Consider the following 15,719-nt stretch of genomic DNA (forward strand, 5'->3'; position numbering starts at 1 on the left):
CAGTAGCGCGAATGCCCGGCAGCGGCGCATGCCTGAGTCAGGTCCGCGAGCAGTAGCGCCGATACCTGTCAGAGAGTGAGCTGCCAGTCGGTCCAGGAGTCCACCGGGCGGAAGCCGAGCTGCTCGTTGATCGCCACCATGTAGCTGTTGCTTGTCGCGTTCCAGGTGTCGATCACCTGTATCGCCGGCTGGTGGGTGAGCAGGTGGTGCAGGTTCTCCGCCTTGGCGATGAGGCCGAGCCGGTGCCCACGGTGGGCCGGGTCGACGATGGTGATCTGCTGGAACGCGTGCCAGTCGGCGGAGGCACCCACGTCCAGCAGCGTCCAGGCGACAAGTCGACCGGACGCCTCGTGGCGCATCCCGAGGTGGTAGCGCCGCCGGCCCCGGGCGTCCAGCGCCCGCTCGTTGCCGCGGATGCGCTCGGCGTCCACCCGCTCCGGCTCCCACTGCACGTCGCCCATGGGCGCGTCCATCAGCAGCCGGCCGTCGAGGTAGGCGATGTCGGCGACGTACTCCGGCGGGGTAGCCCCCTGCCAGCAGACCGACTGGTAGCCCTCGGCCCGCGGGCGGGCCTCGGCGAGCGAAGCCCGCAGCGCGACCCGGTCGAGCTTGCTGACGTCGAGCCGTCGGCGCACCTCGGCGAGGGCGGGCTGCGCTCCGGTAGCGGCGGCGAACGCGTCACCGGCCACGCTTCGGGCCGGCCCGCCGGGCAGCGCGGAGACCGCCATCCCCACCACCCGCTTGCGGCCGTGTTCGCGGAGCAGACGCACGCCGTACTCGTGCAGGGCCCGGCCGACTCCACGACGCCGCAGCTGGGGATGCACCAGCAGGTCGGCGGTGGCGTTGTCGGTGTTGTCGAGCTGCGGCAGGTCCAGTTGGAGGTAGCCGGCCGGCACGCCGTCCAGTCGGGCCAGCGCCCAGAGTGACCGGGTGCCGGGCATCGGCGTGTGGAACAGCGCGTCGAAGCGGCGCCGGCAGGAGGGCGGGAAGTCCGGCAGGTCGGCGTGGTTGACCGCTGACCCGATCCGGTACGCCTCGTCGACCGCGGTCCGGTCGGCGCCGTCGAACGACGCGATAGTGATGCTCATTGCGCTGAGGGTGCACCAGGCAAAAGCGATCGGGCCAGCGAATTAATCGCTGGCCCGATCGAACGTGGTCGGGAGGGACACTCGCACAACGCCTCCGGCGTTGGGTCGCAAGAACTTCAAAAGTCTTCGGCGAAATGCCCTCCCGCACGGAGCATCTTGCGCCGTCCGGTTCCTGCCGTCAAGTCCGTAGCGGCGGGTTTTCCACACTCACAGCGAAAACCCAGTTACTGGCTGATCGACCTGGCCCGTGGGTCAGCCGAGGAGGCCGGCGTCGCGGGCGGCACGCAGCGAGGGCTTGATGTGGTGGGTCGGGCCAACCTGGCCGGCCACCGCGTCGATGGTCTTCAGACCCTCGCCGGTGTTGAACACGACGGTCTCCGCCGACGGGTCGAGCCGACCGGACTCGACCAGCTTGCGCAGCACGGCCACTGTCACCCCACCCGCGGTCTCGGCGAAGACCCCGGTCGTGCGGGCCAGGTCGCGGATGCCCGCCCGGATCTCGTCGTCGTCGACGTACTCCATCCAGCCGCCGGTGCGGCGGACCGCTTCCAGGGCGTAGAGGCCGGCTGCCGGGTCGCCGATGTTGAGCGACTTGGCGATGCCGGTCGGCTTGACCGGGATGATCGTGTCGGTCCCGCCGTGCAGGGCGGTGGCGATCGGGTTGCAGCCTGCGGACTGCGCACCGAAGACCTTCCAGCCGCCGGCCGGCGCCTCGACCAGGCCGATCTCGACCAGCTCGGAGAACGCCTTGTCAATCTTGGTGAGCAGCTCGCCGCTGGCCATCGGAATGACCACCTGCGCCGGGATCCGCCAGCCCAGCTGCTCGGCCACCTCGTAGCCGAGGGTCTTGGAACCCTCTGCGTAGTACGGCCGGACGTTCACGTTGACGAACGCCGTGTCCTCGAATTCGTCGGTCTCCACCAGCTCGCCGCAGAGCCGGTTGACATCGTCGTACGAACCGTCGATGGCGACCAGTTCGCCACCGTAGACGGCGGTGGTGATGACCTTGCCCTGCTCCAGGTCGCTGGGGATGAAGACCACCGAGGGCACGCCGGCGCGGGCGGCGTGGGCGGCCACCGAGTTGGCCAGGTTGCCGGTCGACGCGCAGGCGAACCGGGTGAAGCCGAGCGCCTTGGCGGCGGTGAGCGCCACCGAGACGACCCGGTCCTTGAACGAGTGGGTGGGGTTGGCGCTGTCGTCCTTGACCCACAGCGGCGCGGTGATGCCCAACTCGGCGGCGAGGTGCGGGGCCGCCACCAACGGGGTCAGCCCCGGGTCGAGGGTGACCCGGCTGGCCGGGTCCTGACCGGCGGGCAGCAGTGCGGCGTACCGCCAGATGTTGTCCGGGCCGGCTTCGATCTGTTCGCGGGTGACGGTGGCCAGCGCGGAGGTGTCGTAGTCGACCTCCAGCGGGCCGAAACACTCGTAACAGGCGTGCTGGGCGGCGAGCGGGTAGCGGGCCGAACAGGCGCGGCAGACCAGGGCGCGGGCCGGGCTGGCAGAGGTGTCGATGCCGGAGCTGACGAGCGTCGACGTCATGTCGAGAGTCCTCTCATCTTTCCCCGCATCGCACCGTGCGGCGGGGACGGAATTGGCACCTGCCCCGCGGGTCGCTCAGCGGTGAGCGCGCGGGGTGGTTGCCGGGGCGTCGTCGGGCCGTATCCCTCAGCCCCTCTGGATGAGGTATTCAGTTGTGCCGCCGAGTCTAGGCAAAGCTGGCCGCGGCCTCCAGGGCGAATCCCAGGGAGTGGGTCAGCGGGCGTTCACGGCCACCGGGTCGGTCACCGCGATCGGGTCCGTCACCGCACCCGACTGGGGCAGCGGCGTGGTCCGGGGGCGGGCGGCGAGATTCGCGGCGATCAGGGCGGCGATCGTGATGGCGGCCCCGACCAGTTCGACGGGTTCCGGGCGGTAGCCACGGGCGATCTGCACCGCGAAGGTGGTCACCGGAACCAGGTTCATGAACAGCGCGGCGTTGGCGGCACCGAGTCGCTGCACGCCGGTGTTCCAGGCCAGGACCGCGATGACGGCACCCACCACGACGGCGTACGCCAGCTGCGGGGTGACCGCCACGAGGTCGGCGGCGCCTGGCGCGTGCTGCCAGCCGACGGCGTCGGCGCCGATGCTCAGGACGAGCATGGCGGCCGTGCCGGCGAGCGCGGTCAGTGTGGTGAAGCGCAGCGGCGTCCACTCGCCGAACCGGCTGGCGCCGTGGGTGTAGATGGCCCAGCCCAGCACCGCGCCGATCATCATCAGCCCGCCGAGGCCGAACTGGCCGAGCCCGGCCAGGCTGCCGCGCGTGATCACCAGGCCGACTCCGATGAGCGCCACCAGGGAGAGGGCCAGCAGGAGCGGCTTCGGGCGTACGCCGTCGCGAGCCCAGCGGACGAGCTGGGTGATCACCGGGGTGGTGGCCACGAAGAGGGAGACCTGCTGCGGGGCGGCGTGTTCGAGCGCCAGGTTCGTGAGCAGGTTGAACCCCGCGAAGCCGACCACGCCGAGCACCACCACCTCCAGCGCCCTTCCACCGTGCCGCAGCGCGCCGGCCCCCTCGCGGAGCAGCAGGATGGCGACCAGGACGACGGCGGCCAGCAGGTAGCGCGCGGTGGTCAAATTGAGCGGGTCGACCCGGTCGAGCGCGCTGGCCAGGATCGGGAACATCACGCCCCAGCCGAGCACGGCGACCAGTGGGTAAGCGGTGGCGCGGGATCGCATCGGCAACTCCAATGTTCGAGTATCGTCGAACCAACGACACCGACAGTAGGAGCTTGTTCGACTCTTGTCGAACAACGGTTACACTGGTCACATGGAGCCGCACGAACCCGACCTGACCGCCGTACCGGTCACCAGCGTGCTGGCCGCACTCGCCGACGACGTGCGGCTACAGATTGTCCGGGCGCTCTCCGAGGGCGGCGAGTCCCCCTGCGGCAGCTTCGACTTCGGCGTCTCCAAGGCGACCCGCAGCCACCACCTCAAGGTGCTGCGCGAGGCGGGCCTGACCCGAACCCGCGCCGCCGGCACGAGCCGGCTGGTCCGGCTGCGCCGCGACGAGCTGGACAAGCTCTACCCCGGCCTGCTGGACGCGGTCCTCGCCCACCACCGACCGGCCTGACGCTCCCGCCTCGGCCCCTCCCGCACGTGTCGCTGACGGTCACGGCTGCGGAGCGGGTGACACCTACCATTCGCGCACGCTTTGGAGCTGAATCGTTTACGACATCAGCGCCCAGCTGGGAGCCGGCGCACGGGACGCAGAGCCGGGCCGGCGCGCGGGGCACAGAGCCGAGCCGGCGCGCGGGGCGCAGAGCCGGGCCGGCGCGCCGGGCACAGAGCCGGGGCTGCGGACGACGGCCCTTGACCGGCGCGTCGCCGGGGCCGCCTCGTCGAGGCCCCGGCGACGCGGAACGGGTGCGGTCAGACGACGATCGAGCTGCTCTCAGCCATCAGCGTCGCCGGCGCGGACTCAACCTCGCGGCGACGCGCGAGCAGCGTGTCGAGCGCCCAGGAACCCGGACCGAGGGCCGCGATCAGCAGGAACGACCAGCAGAAGAGTGCCGACAGCTCACCACCGTTGTGCAGCGGCAGCAGATGATCCGGCTGGTGCACGACGAAGTAGGCGTACGCCATCGAGCCGGATGCGAGCAGAGCGGCGGGTCGGGTGAAGAGGCCGGTCAGCACCAGCGCGCCGCAGACCAGCTGGATCAACGCGGCCCACCAGCCCGGCCAGGTGCCGGGGGCTATCGCCGCACCGGTCACCGGGTTGCCGCCGAACAACCCGAACACCGAGGTCACACCATGCAACGCGAACAGCAGGCCGATCACGATGCGGAACAGGGACAGGGTCGGCCCGCCGAGCCGAGAAACGTTCATCGGTACCTCCATCGAAGGGATTGGATTCCCTCAATGTGAGGCATGAAAGTATCGAAGGTTATAGATTCCTTGTTAGTGGGAAAGTCCCCGGTTGGAATGTACCGGCGTGCAGGGCCCTCGTCGAGCGCTCGCCGCCTCACGGAGCCGGCCACCCGATCCCCTGAGCTGCGAAAACAATCGATGTCGCGTCGCTCCGACCGCCGTGGGCACGCTCCCACAGTGTGGGTACGGCCGGTTACCCCACCTCCGCCACCGGCGGACCGGCTGCTCGCGGCGCTGGCCGAGCTGGGCGGACGCCCGAGCGATGCCCTGAATGATTCAGCTCGAAAGGCATACCGGGACGGCACGCCAGCCGGACAGGGGCAGTGTCACCGCCCCGGATCCGGGGCAGCTCCAGAGGCCCGGACCAGCAGACGGCAGGTGCACACCAGCGGTGCTGCGGGGCCAGGCAGCGGTGAGGCACCTCGATGGGTGAGGATCGACACATGATCTTCAGCTGCACGGCAGCACGGCGATGGTTCAGCGCAGTGGTCGCGGTGCCTCTCGCACTCGCCGCCTGCACCCCCGGTGACCATCGCGGCCAGGGTGGGGACCCGACGGGCCCGCCACCGACCCCGTCGAGCCCCACCCAGTCGCCCAGCGTCGCTCCGGTGGCCGAGTGTCCGGCCTCCGGCGTCCGGATCCGGGCGACCGGCGGGGACGCCGCCTCGGGCCTGCGCGCCCTCGGCATTGAGCTGGTCAACTGCGGCGAGCATCCCTACCAGCTCAACGGCTACCCGGTGCTGCACGTGTTCGACGAGGAACGCGAGCCGATCATGCTTCGGGTGGTCAACGGCGCCAAGGAGATCACCATGGGCTTCGACCAACCGCCCCGGAAGATCACCCTCGCTGCCGGTGAGCGGGCCACCGCCGTGGTGCTCTGGCGCAACCTGGTCACCGACTCGACAGTGGTGGCCACCAACGGCGCGTTTCTGACAGTGGCGCCTGCCGCCGGGCAGCCGGCCGAGGAGGTCGACCCGGACGGGCCGATCGACCTCGGCAACACCGGCCGGATCGGCGTCAGCGCCTGGAAGAAGGCCGACCCGTCCGCGCCGGTACCGACCCGGCCGGCCCCACCGCCGGCGCCGAGCGTGGTGCCGTCGTCGGTGAGCCCACCCGACAGCCGGTTGTGAGCCGCCCCGCTACGACGTGATGTCCTTTCGGGTGAACCGCCAGAACGCCAATCCCCAGAACAACGTCGCGTAGCTGATCGCCGAGATGCAGCCGCGCACCACGTCGTCGGTCTGCACCGGAGTCGACAGCAGCCCCAGCCAGGCGGTGCTGAAGTGGGTGGGCAGGAAGTCACGCAACGCGCCCAGGGCGGTGATCTGGTCCAGGATGCTCGACAGGATCCAGAGCAGCACCGCACCACCCACCGCGCCCAGCGCGGCGTCCGTGGTCACCGACAGCAGGAACGCCAGGCCGGCCACCACCAGCAGGACGATCGCCAGGTAACCCAGCACGGCCAGCAACCGGAGCAACCCCTCGGTGGGTTCCAGCTCGGCGGCGACGGTGCTGCGCAGCGGCGACCACCCGTAGCGCAGGGTGCCGGCCAGCAACGCGGTGCCGGCCAACAGCAGCAGGGCAAGTCCCGAGTACGCGAGCGCGACCACCAGCTTCACCGTCAGCAACCGCGCCCGGGGCACCGGGATCGCCAACAGATACCGCAGGCTGCCCCAGCTCGCCTCGCTGGCCACCGTGTCGCCGCAGAACAGCGCGACGACCACCACCAGCAGGAACGACGCCGACACAAAGATCGAGAACAGGGTGAAGTTGAGCCCACCCGTGGTGGCCAGGTCGACCAGGCTGGAGAACTCGTTGCGCCCGTTGTCGTCGTCGCCACCCGAGTTGAACTGGAACGCGATCAGGATGATCAGCGGCAGCAGCACCATGAACCCGAGCGCCAGCTGGGTCCGCCGTCGGGACGCCTGCCGGCGGAACTCCGCCTTGAACGGCATCGTGGCCGACGGCCGGTAGCCGCGTGCCTCACCTGCGTCGACAACTGCCATCACCGGTCACCGCTTCCCCGAGAGTTGTCGCCCACCAGGGCGAGGAACGCGTCCTCCAGGCGCCGCCGGGGCACCACCCGGTCCACCCCGATGCCGGCGCGTACCAGCTCGGCCACCACCTCGCTGCGGGCCGTGCCGTTGGTGTCGACCACCAACTGGCCGTCGCTCTCCGGCAACACCCGCACGCCGTGCAGCCGGTCCAGCACCGCCCGCGCCGCCACCGGGTCGGTGACGTCGAAGAGCACGCTCGGCGACTCGCCCACGATCTCCTCCACCGGTCCGGACGCCACGATCCGGCCCTTGTTCACCACCACCGCGTGGGTGCACGTCTGCTCCACCTCGGCCAGCAGATGGCTGGAGACCAGCACCGCCCGGCCGTCCGTGGCGTACCGCTGCAGCACCCGGCGCATCTCGGCGATCTGCGGCGGGTCGAGCCCGTCGGTCGGCTCGTCCAGCACCAGCAACTCGGGGAGGCCGAGCATGGCCTGGGCGATGGCCAGACGCTGACGCATCCCGTGGCTGTAGTTCTTGATCTTCCGGTGCACGGAGTCACCCAGCCCGGCGATCTCCAGCGCCGCGTCGAACTGGGCGTCCTCCCACGGCCGCCCGGTGGCCCGCCAGTACGCCTTCAGGTTGTCCAGGCCGGACAGGTGCGGCAGGAAGCCCGGCCCCTCCACCAGCGCCCCGATCCGGGACAGCACCGGCGAGCCGGGCACCAACCGCCGACCGAAGACGTAGATCTCCCCGGCGGTCGGCTGGGTCAGCCCCATCAGCACCCGCAGGGTGGTGGTCTTGCCGGCACCGTTCGGCCCGAGCAGACCCACCACCTGACCCGGGTGCACCTCGAAGTCCACGTTCGACACCGCGACGAAGCCGTCCGCGTACTCCTTGCGCAGTGCGCGCACGGCCAGCGGGGTGTCCGCGTACTCCGGATGCACGGAGCGGTCCTGGCGGCGGTGCCGGCGGCGGACCACCGCGACGACCACGACGAGCCCGATCACGATGGCGGCGAGCAGGCCGGCGAGCACCCAACGCCAGACCGTGGCCGCGGTGGGGATCGGCTCGCCGGCGACAGTGGGCAGGCTGACGGGGCCGTCCGCGGCCACCGTGTAGACGGTGGGTTCGGCGGGGGTGGTGTACGCCTGGTCGGAGCTGGCCACCACCAGCCGCAGCCGATGCCCGGCCTCCACCCGGCGGACGATCGCGGGCAGCGTGACGGTGACCGGGCGGGCGTCCTGCGCCCGCTGCGGCAGGCCGGTCAGCCGGATCGGGGCGACCAGGCCGTTCGGCAGGGTGGCCGCGCCGTCCTTGTCCACGTCGTAGAGCTTCACGAAGAGCACCGCCTCGCCGGTGGGCGACGCCGCCCGCACCGTGACGGTGGGCGCACCGGCCACGTCGACCGCCTCGGTCAGCGGGGCCGACTCGAACCGGGCGTGCTGGCCGGGCACGTCGCTGGCCACCCCGTCCAGCAGCGAGGTGAGCCCGCCCGCGAACGGGATCGAGGAGATGGCGGCCGGGTTGCCGTTCGGCGGGTTCGCGATCGGCTGCGCCGGGCCGGTGACAGTCACCTCCCGGCGGTCGGTGCCGGCCAGGCCCGGGTAGTCGGCGCGGCGGAAACCGGTGGCGACGAGGCCCCGGTCGAGCGCGTCGAAGCCGGCGATCCGCGACCAGGTGAAGTCGTCGCCGGGCGCGTCGCCCTCGCCCTTGACGTAGTGGTCGAGCCACTGGACGGTCAGGAACTTCACCCGGTCCGAGTCCGAGCGGGGGCCGGCTCCGCCATCGTGGCCGCCGGTGAACCAGGCGACCCGGACCGGGGTGCCGGCGGCGGCGATGCCCTTCGCGTTCGCGTCGGCCTCGCCGAGCGGGAAGAGCGTGTCCGACTCGCCCTGCACCAGCAGGGTGGGGGCCTTGATCCGGTCCAGCACGCCGGCCGGGCTGGAGCGGCGCAGCAGCTCCACGGCGGCCTGGTCGGCCTGACCGGTGGTGGCGATCCGCAGGTACGCGGCGCACACGTCGGCGGCGAACCGACCGCAGGACGGGTCGGCGGCACCGGTTGGGGCACCACCGGGGGCGGTACCCGGGCCGGCACCCGGCCCGGGGCTGGGCGGGCCGGCCGACTCCGGTGCGCCCTGCGGCGCGGCGGCGGTCCCGCCGGAGAGCCCCGCCGGGCCGGAGCCCACGTTGCCGCCCCCGCCGAAGAAGAGACCGGCCCAACCCTTCTTGAACACGCCCTCGGTCGGCGCCCCGCCGGTGCTCTCCGGCAGGAACGCCCGGGACAGGTCGTTCCAGGTGATCATGGGGACGATCGCGTCGACCCGCCGGTCCTGGGCGGCCAGCAGCAACGCCAAACCGCCGCCGTACGAGCCGCCGACCACACCGACCTTCGGGTCGCCGGCGGCGTCGGTGCGCACCTCCGGCCGAGCGGCCAGCCAGTCCAGCAGTCGCTCGGCGTCGCGGACCTCGTAGTCGGGGCTGTCCAGGTGGATCTCGCCGCCGCTCCTACCGAACCCGCGCGCGGTCCAGGTGAGCACCGCGTAGCCGCGGCCGGCGAACTCCTCCGCGTCGGAGCGCACCGACTCCTTGGTGCCGCCGAACCCGTGCGCCAACAGCACCGCCGGCACCTTCCGGGCGGATGAGGCGTCGGCGGGCAGGTAGAGAGTGGTGTCCAGGTCCACCGGCTCGCCGCCGGACGGTCCGGAGCGGACGGTGAGCATCGCGCTCTCGGCGCGTACGCCCGACCCTTGTGGCCACACCGCCCAGGTCACGGCGGCGGCCAACAGTACGACGACCACCGCGGCGGCGGTCGCGCGGCGACGGGTGGGCAGGGCACGCCGGAACCACGCGGCCGGCGACGGCGATGTCATGCGGCACACGGTACGGCGCGGAGGCTGAGCGTTGGCTGAGATCCGCCGTACGTCTGTCCGGTTGCCCCGATCGGTGCCGGGTGGGGGTGCGAGCGCGCAACGTCCGACGCGGCACAGCGAGTTGAGTTCGGATTTCGTGAATTCCGATCTTCCGCGGATATCCACCTCGATCCCTCCATGTCACACACACAGCTGACACAGAGCGTGCTGGCAACGCGGACAAATGGTGACATGACTCGAACTGACGCGAACCTGACTCGTTCAGTCGGGTCTGACCAGTCGGGGGTTCGATTAGTTTTCCGGTCCGGTGGACGGGACTTGTCGGGCTAGCCCGACGCCGCCCCGATTCGCGCCCACGCCGGAGGAGACACACATGACAGTCCCCGCGCCGCGGGCCCGTCGACGGCCGTCCATGCTGGGCCGACTGTTGCCCCTGCTGCTCATCGGAGCACTGTTGGCACCGTTGGGCCTGCTCGCCACCTCGAACTGGGGGCGGATCACCGACGATCGGGACTTCGCCGCCCGGGAACGGCTCGGCGTGCAGTACCTCACCGCGCTGGCGGCGGTCACCGACGCCCTCGTGGAGGCCCAGTCCAACGCGGTCAACGGCCGCCCCGCGGCACGCGAGGCGTTGGACAACGCGGTCGAGGAGGCGGCCGCGGTGGACGCCCGGATCGGCGGGGAACTGCTCAGCCAGGAACGCTGGGCCGGCGTACGGGCCAAGCTGGAGGCGTTGCGCGGCCGCAGCGCCACCGACCCGGAGGCCGCCTACACCGCCTACGGCGAGGTCGCCGACCTGCTGCTGGCCCTGCACCGGAAGGTCCGGGACAGCTCCGGGCTGGTCCGCGACCCCGAGGCGGACTCGTTCTTCCTCCAGGACAGCGCCGGCGAGGAGCTGCCCGAGGCGGTGGTCGCCGCCGGTCGGCTCGCCGACCTCGGCGTGCTGGTCTCCCGCCGGCCGGCCGCCCAGCAGCCGCGCGGCCTGATGGAGCTCAGCGGCGTCCGGGTGTCCGCCCTGACACCCGCCACCGACGTCGTCGACAACCTGCGCTCGGCCGTGGACGGCTCGGAGAGCACCGACCTCGGCGCCAACGTGCTCACCCCGTTGGACACCTACCAGCGGTCGGTGGAGGCGCTTGCCGGGTACTCCCTGCCGGACAAGGACAGCGGCGTGGTCAGCCCGGGTCAGTTGAGTGCCGCCGCGCTCAACTCGCACCGCTCGGCCCGCCAACTTCAGCCGGTCATCCTCACCGAGCTGGACGCCCTGCTGGTCGAGCGCATCGACCGGCTCAACCGGGACCGCTGGCTGACCGCCGCTGCGGCGGTCGTCGCCGCGCTGTTGCTGGGCTGGCTCGCCGCGTTGCAGGTCGCCGCCGGCCGCCGGGCCCGGCGTCGGGCCGCCCTGGCCGCGACCCACGCCGAAGGCGCCGACACCCCGCCGCACCGCGACCCCTGGCAACCGCTTGCCGACGAGTCGCGGGCGCTGCAACCGGTCGGCGCGGCCCGTGATCCGGAGAGCACACAGTGGGGGGCGTTCGATGCTCAGTAGGCTCCGGATCCGCGGCAAGCTCGCACTGCTCGTGGTGATTCCGCTGCTCAGCATGGTCGGCCTGGCCGTGCCGGTGATGCTCGACCGGGTCGCCGCGGCACAGCGGGCCGGCGACACCGCCGAACGGGTCCGGCTCGCCAGCCGGGTCGGCAGCCTGGTCCAGGATCTCCAGCAGGAACGCATCCTCTCCGTCGGCCTCCTGCTCGGCCGGGTCGAACGCAGCGAGCTGATCCGTAAGTCCGCCGACGTGGACGACCGGGTGGCCGACCTCCGGGCGGCGCGGAGCGACGCGCTGACCGACGAGGTCGACAGCGCCCTCGACCGGGTGTCCAGCCTCATCGACCTGCGGACCGCCGTCCTGGCCGGGGCCGCCAACCCCGGTCAGGTGATGGACACGTTCGGCCCGGTCAACAAGGGCATCATCGAGTCACTGCGGCTGGTGTTCGGGGTGGACACCGACACGTTGCCGGGCCGGCAGGTGCTCGCCCTCGACGGGCTGCTGCGCGCCGACGAGGGGCTGGGTGCCTGCGCCACCCTGAGCCTGCTGGTCAAGGCGATCGGCACCCCGGACACCACCGCCGGGTACGTGGCGTGCATCGCCGCGCTCCAGGTCGACAACTCGCGTTTCCGCAGCCTGATCACGCCCGAGCAGCTCACGGTGTCCCAGCTCAACGACGCCGCAGTGGCCGCGCGTACCAGCCCCGACTTCCTGGTCAGAAGTGCCCGGGATCCGGCCGCCGCGGTTCGCGACGTGCCGATGGAGGCGCTCTTCCCGGCCGTCCGCACGATGATCCGGCTCGGTCAGTTCGTCGAGAAGAAGCTGGTCGCTGACGTGCTCGCCGAGGTGACCGCCGAGCAGCGGCGGGCGCTGACCGCCGCCTACCTGGTCGGTGCCCTGGCGGCGTTGATCCTCACGCTGGTGGTGCTGCTCAGCGTGGCGGTGGCGCGGACGGTGGCCCGACCGCTGACCCGACTCACCCGCTCGGCCGACCGGGTCGCCCGGGTCGCCGAGGAGGAGCTGGTCCGGGTCACCGACGACGAGACGGAGAAACATCAGTCGGTCCGGCTGGAGCCGGTGGACATCCGCGCCAACGACGAGATCGGCGACCTGGCGCGGGCCTTCGACCGGGTGCAGAACACCGCGGCGCAGCTGGTCGAGCGGCAGGTCGCCGGCCGACGCAACGTGGCGCAGATGTTCGGCCACGTGGGGAGGCGTACCCAGAACCTGGTGGGTCGGCAGATCGCGCTGATCGACCGGCTGGAGCAGCAGGAGGCCGACCCCGGCCGCCTGGAGCACCTGTACCGACTCGACCACATCTCCAGCCGGTTGCGGCGCAACGCCGGCAGCCTCGTGGTGCTCTCCGGCTCGGCCGGGGCCGACGCGCACACCGCGCCGGTGCCGCTGGCCGACGTGGTCCGGTTGGCGCTCGGCGAGATCGAGGACTACACCCGGGTGGATGTGCAGGTGCCGGCGGGCGTCTCGGCCGCGCCGGCAGTGGTCGGTGACCTCGTCCTGGCGCTGGCCGAGCTGATGGAGAACGCCACCGTCTTCTCCCCGCCGCACACCCGGGTGCTGGTCAGCGCCGAGACGTCCGGCCTCGGTGCGCGGCTCACAGTGGTGGACCACGGCATCGGCATGAGCGAGCAACGGCTGGCTGAGGAGAACGCCCGGTTCACCCGCCGGGAGCGGCTCGACCTGGCCCCGACCGAGGTGCTCGGCCTCTTCGTGGTGGGCCGGTTGGCCCGTCGGCACGGCTGGCAGGTCGCCCTGGCCGCCACGGGCGGCGGTGGGGTGACAGCACAGCTGGAGATCCCGTCGGCGTCGCTGGTGCTGCGCCGCGCCGACCGTGCCGGGGCCGCCGTGGCCCGCGCCGCGGTGCCGAATCGGGATCGGCGTACCACTGCGACCCGCGATCCCGAGAAGCCCCGCACGGCGGCCGTCGCCGTACCGGCCCGTTTCGACTCGGACCTGCTCAGTCGTGCCACCCGCAGCCTGGACGCCGGCCCGTCCTGGAACGCGTTCGGTCGGGGCCAGCCGGAGGAGACCGTTGCCGAACCCCAGAGCCCGGAGCAGGCGGACAAGCCGGCCACGCCACGGGTACGGCAGCGGGTGCCGGGGGCCACTCTGCACACCACCGCCGGGACGACCCGGCCGGTGGACGCCACCGGGGCGGACCCGGCCGCCGCCCGCGCGCTGGTCGAGGCCTTCCAAGCCGGTGTACGCCGTGCCGAACTGCACGGGGCACCTGCCCCCGACGGTGCGTCGGCGCGGACGACCAGCGACCCGTCGGCCCGGGCCGGGGCGGCCGTGGTGGACCCGGACACGACAGCGGACCTGCCCAGCACACCGGGAGGCGCCGGCCCCACGGTGCCCGGCGGTGACGGTTCGACAGATGCCGCCGCGGGGCGGCCCCGGTTGAGCCGACGGGTGCCGGGGGCGAACCTCACGGCCGTCCCGGCCTGCCAACCGCCCAGTACCCACCTCGGCGACCCGGCCGAGGTCCGCGACCTCATCAGCGAGTTCGAGGCGGGCGTCGCCCGCGCTCTCCGCGAAGTCAGCCCCGACCACCGGAACGAAGAAGGATCATCACGGTGACCAGCCCCTTCCTGCACGAAAACGTCGACCAGACCCAACCCAGCGCCAGTGGGGACCTCAGCCCGGAGGCCCGGACGTTCAACTGGCTGCTGGACTCCTTCACCTCCAGCACCGCCGGGGTCCTGGAGGCGATCGCGGTCTCCTCGGACGGTCTGCTGATGGCCATGTCGGCGATCAAGGACCGGTCCAACGCGGAACGGCTGGCCGCCGTCGTGTCCGGGATGACCAGCCTCGCCGGTGGGGCCGCCAGTTGGTACGCGCTCGGCGGCTTGAACCGGGTGATCGTCGACATGGCCGACGGCTATCTGTTGATCAGCGCGATCAGCAGCGGTTCCGTGCTCGGGGTGGTCGCCGACCGGTCGGCGAACCTGGGCACCGTCGCGTACGAGATGACGCTCTTCGCCGGGCGGGCCGGTGGCGCCCTGACCCCGCGACTGATCGTCGAGTTGAAGAACGCCGTTCAGCAGTGACCCCCGACGTCGCCGGCGAGGATCCGGATCCGGAACCCAGGGTTCGGATCCGCCCGTACCTGCGCACGCCACCATCGCTCGGCGACGGCGCGGCGGCGACACCGGGGCGGCCGGAGCCGGCCGGGGACCAGCCGGCCGGTCCCCGGCCGTTCGTGCTCACCGCCGGGCGGGTGGCGGGTGCCGACCCGGCGATCGGGCTGGAGACCCAGGTGACCATTCGCATGGACAGCCCCGGGTGGGGCGGCCCGACCGGGGCCCTGCTGGCACCGGAACTTCAGACGATCATCGCGTTGTGCGTCGAGCCGATCTCGGTGGCCGAGATCTCGGCCCGCGCCCGACTGCACTTCGGCGTGGTCCGGGTCCTGGTCGGCGACCTGCGCGCCGCCGGGCACCTGGACGTGCACGTCACCGACACCGACGACGCTGTCGACCCCGATCTCATCCTGCGAGTGATTGATGGACTCCGTGCGATCTCCTGAATGGCCGGCCGCCCCGCTCGGCGGGGTCGCCGCGAACAGCGCCACCGCGCGTTACGGCATGTCTTCGGGCACCGGGCCGATAGTCGGTCGGGCCGGGCCACCGCCGACCGCACCGCCGCCGTACCGGCCCTCCTCGGAGCAGGGGTCGGTGCCGCCTCCGGTCGGTAGGCCGGCCGCACCGCCGATCCCGGTCAAGATCCTGATCGCCGGCGGGTTCGGGGTGGGTAAGACCACCACCGTGGGGGCCATCTCGGAGATCGCGCCGCTGACCACCGAGGCCGAGATGACGAGCGCCGGGATCGGCGTGGACGACCCGGGTGTCCGGTCCACCAAGACCACCACCACGGTGGCGATGGACTTCGGCTGCGTGACGATCGACCGCAGCCTGAAGCTCTACCTGTTCGGCACGCCGGGGCAGACCCGGTTCGGTTTCATGTGGGACGACCTGGCGCGGGGAGCACTCGGCGCGCTGGTGGTGGTGGACAGCGCACGGCTGGACGACTGTTACCCCGCCATCGACTTCTTCGAGCGGGCCGGGCTGCCGTTCGTCGTCGGGGTCAACGCCTTCGACGGGCGGCTGGCCCTGGAGCTGGGTGAGATCCGTTGGGCGTTGGCCATCGGCGATCATGTACCTCTGGTGCAGTTCGATGCCCGCGACCGACTCTCGGTGCGGGACGCCCTCCTGGTCGTCCTGGACCGCGCGCTGGACCGTGCTACCCGGGAGAGGAAGGCCTGAGCTGGTCAGCTCCGGCCGTGGC

The 15,719-nt window shown here is 72.0% G+C and carries 13 protein-coding genes and 1 riboswitch; of the genes, 7 read left to right on the top strand and 6 right to left on the bottom strand.

Going from position 1 to position 15,719, the window contains the following annotated elements:
- Nucleotides 1-68 precede the first annotated feature (68 nt).
- From IF22_RS0102025 to IF22_RS0102035, 3 genes are all read right to left on the bottom strand, one after another.
- Nucleotides 69-1,088, bottom strand: a complete 1,020-nt coding sequence (locus IF22_RS0102025) for a GNAT family N-acetyltransferase (RefSeq protein ID WP_030327807.1) — start codon at nt 1,086-1,088, stop codon at nt 69-71.
- A 252-nt stretch (nt 1,089-1,340) separates the two neighbouring features.
- A complete protein-coding gene (thrC, locus tag IF22_RS0102030; protein ID WP_030327808.1) occupies nt 1,341-2,627 on the bottom strand; it encodes a threonine synthase in 1,287 nt (428 codons plus the stop codon).
- A gap of 10 nt (nt 2,628-2,637) precedes the next feature.
- Nucleotides 2,638-2,773, bottom strand: a riboswitch (SAM riboswitch).
- Nucleotides 2,774-2,840: 67 nt separating this feature from the next.
- A complete protein-coding gene (locus tag IF22_RS0102035; RefSeq protein WP_051708109.1) occupies nt 2,841-3,803 on the bottom strand; it encodes a DMT family transporter in 963 nt (320 codons plus the stop codon).
- A gap of 91 nt (nt 3,804-3,894) precedes the next feature.
- On the opposite strand from IF22_RS0102035, the gene IF22_RS0102040 reads away from it, so the two are divergent.
- Complete coding sequence (locus IF22_RS0102040; RefSeq protein WP_030327810.1) at nt 3,895-4,200, top strand: ArsR/SmtB family transcription factor; 306 nt, start codon at nt 3,895-3,897, stop codon at nt 4,198-4,200.
- A gap of 299 nt (nt 4,201-4,499) precedes the next feature.
- Here IF22_RS0102040 and IF22_RS0102045 read toward each other — a convergent pair whose 3' ends face one another.
- Nucleotides 4,500-4,955, bottom strand: coding sequence for a DoxX family protein (locus tag IF22_RS0102045; protein WP_030327811.1), 456 nt, complete (start codon nt 4,953-4,955; stop codon nt 4,500-4,502).
- A gap of 485 nt (nt 4,956-5,440) precedes the next feature.
- On the opposite strand from IF22_RS0102045, the gene IF22_RS0102050 reads away from it, so the two are divergent.
- Entirely contained in the window at nt 5,441-6,127 is a 687-nt protein-coding gene (locus tag IF22_RS0102050; protein WP_245233486.1) for a DUF4232 domain-containing protein, read from the top strand.
- A 9-nt stretch (nt 6,128-6,136) separates the two neighbouring features.
- Here the strand turns inward: IF22_RS0102050 and IF22_RS0102055 are convergent, their stop codons facing one another.
- Entirely contained in the window at nt 6,137-7,003 is an 867-nt protein-coding gene (locus tag IF22_RS0102055; RefSeq protein ID WP_051708110.1) for an ABC transporter permease, read from the bottom strand.
- The gene (locus tag IF22_RS0102060; RefSeq protein WP_030327814.1) at nt 7,003-9,867 is read right to left on the bottom strand and encodes an alpha/beta fold hydrolase; all 2,865 of its coding nucleotides are present in this window, start codon (nt 9,865-9,867) and stop codon (nt 7,003-7,005) included. The genes IF22_RS0102055 and IF22_RS0102060 overlap by 1 nt, the downstream gene beginning before the upstream one ends.
- Nucleotides 9,868-10,240: 373 nt before the next feature.
- Here IF22_RS0102060 and IF22_RS0102065 point away from each other — a divergent pair, with 373 nt between their 5' ends.
- From IF22_RS0102065 to IF22_RS0102085, 5 genes are read left to right on the top strand one after another with little or no spacing between them, the layout of a single operon-like run.
- Nucleotides 10,241-11,416 (top strand): hypothetical protein, encoded by a 1,176-nt coding sequence (locus IF22_RS0102065; RefSeq protein WP_030327815.1) that lies wholly within the window; start codon nt 10,241-10,243, stop codon nt 11,414-11,416.
- Nucleotides 11,406-14,012 (top strand): sensor histidine kinase, encoded by a 2,607-nt coding sequence (locus tag IF22_RS0102070; RefSeq protein WP_030327816.1) that lies wholly within the window; start codon nt 11,406-11,408, stop codon nt 14,010-14,012. The genes IF22_RS0102065 and IF22_RS0102070 overlap by 11 nt, the downstream gene beginning before the upstream one ends.
- The gene (locus tag IF22_RS0102075; RefSeq protein WP_030327817.1) at nt 14,009-14,482 is read left to right on the top strand and encodes a roadblock/LC7 domain-containing protein; all 474 of its coding nucleotides are present in this window, start codon (nt 14,009-14,011) and stop codon (nt 14,480-14,482) included. The genes IF22_RS0102070 and IF22_RS0102075 overlap by 4 nt, the downstream gene beginning before the upstream one ends.
- Entirely contained in the window at nt 14,479-14,961 is a 483-nt protein-coding gene (locus tag IF22_RS0102080) for a DUF742 domain-containing protein (RefSeq protein ID WP_030327818.1), read from the top strand. Before IF22_RS0102075 ends, IF22_RS0102080 begins: the two co-directional genes overlap by 4 nt.
- Nucleotides 14,939-15,697: a GTP-binding protein gene (locus IF22_RS0102085; protein ID WP_209444459.1), complete on the top strand. Its 759-nt coding sequence runs from the start codon at nt 14,939-14,941 to the stop codon at nt 15,695-15,697. The genes IF22_RS0102080 and IF22_RS0102085 overlap by 23 nt, the downstream gene beginning before the upstream one ends.
- Nucleotides 15,698-15,719: the final 22 nt, after the last annotated feature.

The organism is Micromonospora parva (assembly GCF_000718515.1).
Classification (GTDB): Bacteria; Actinomycetota; Actinomycetes; order Mycobacteriales; family Micromonosporaceae; genus Micromonospora; species Micromonospora parva.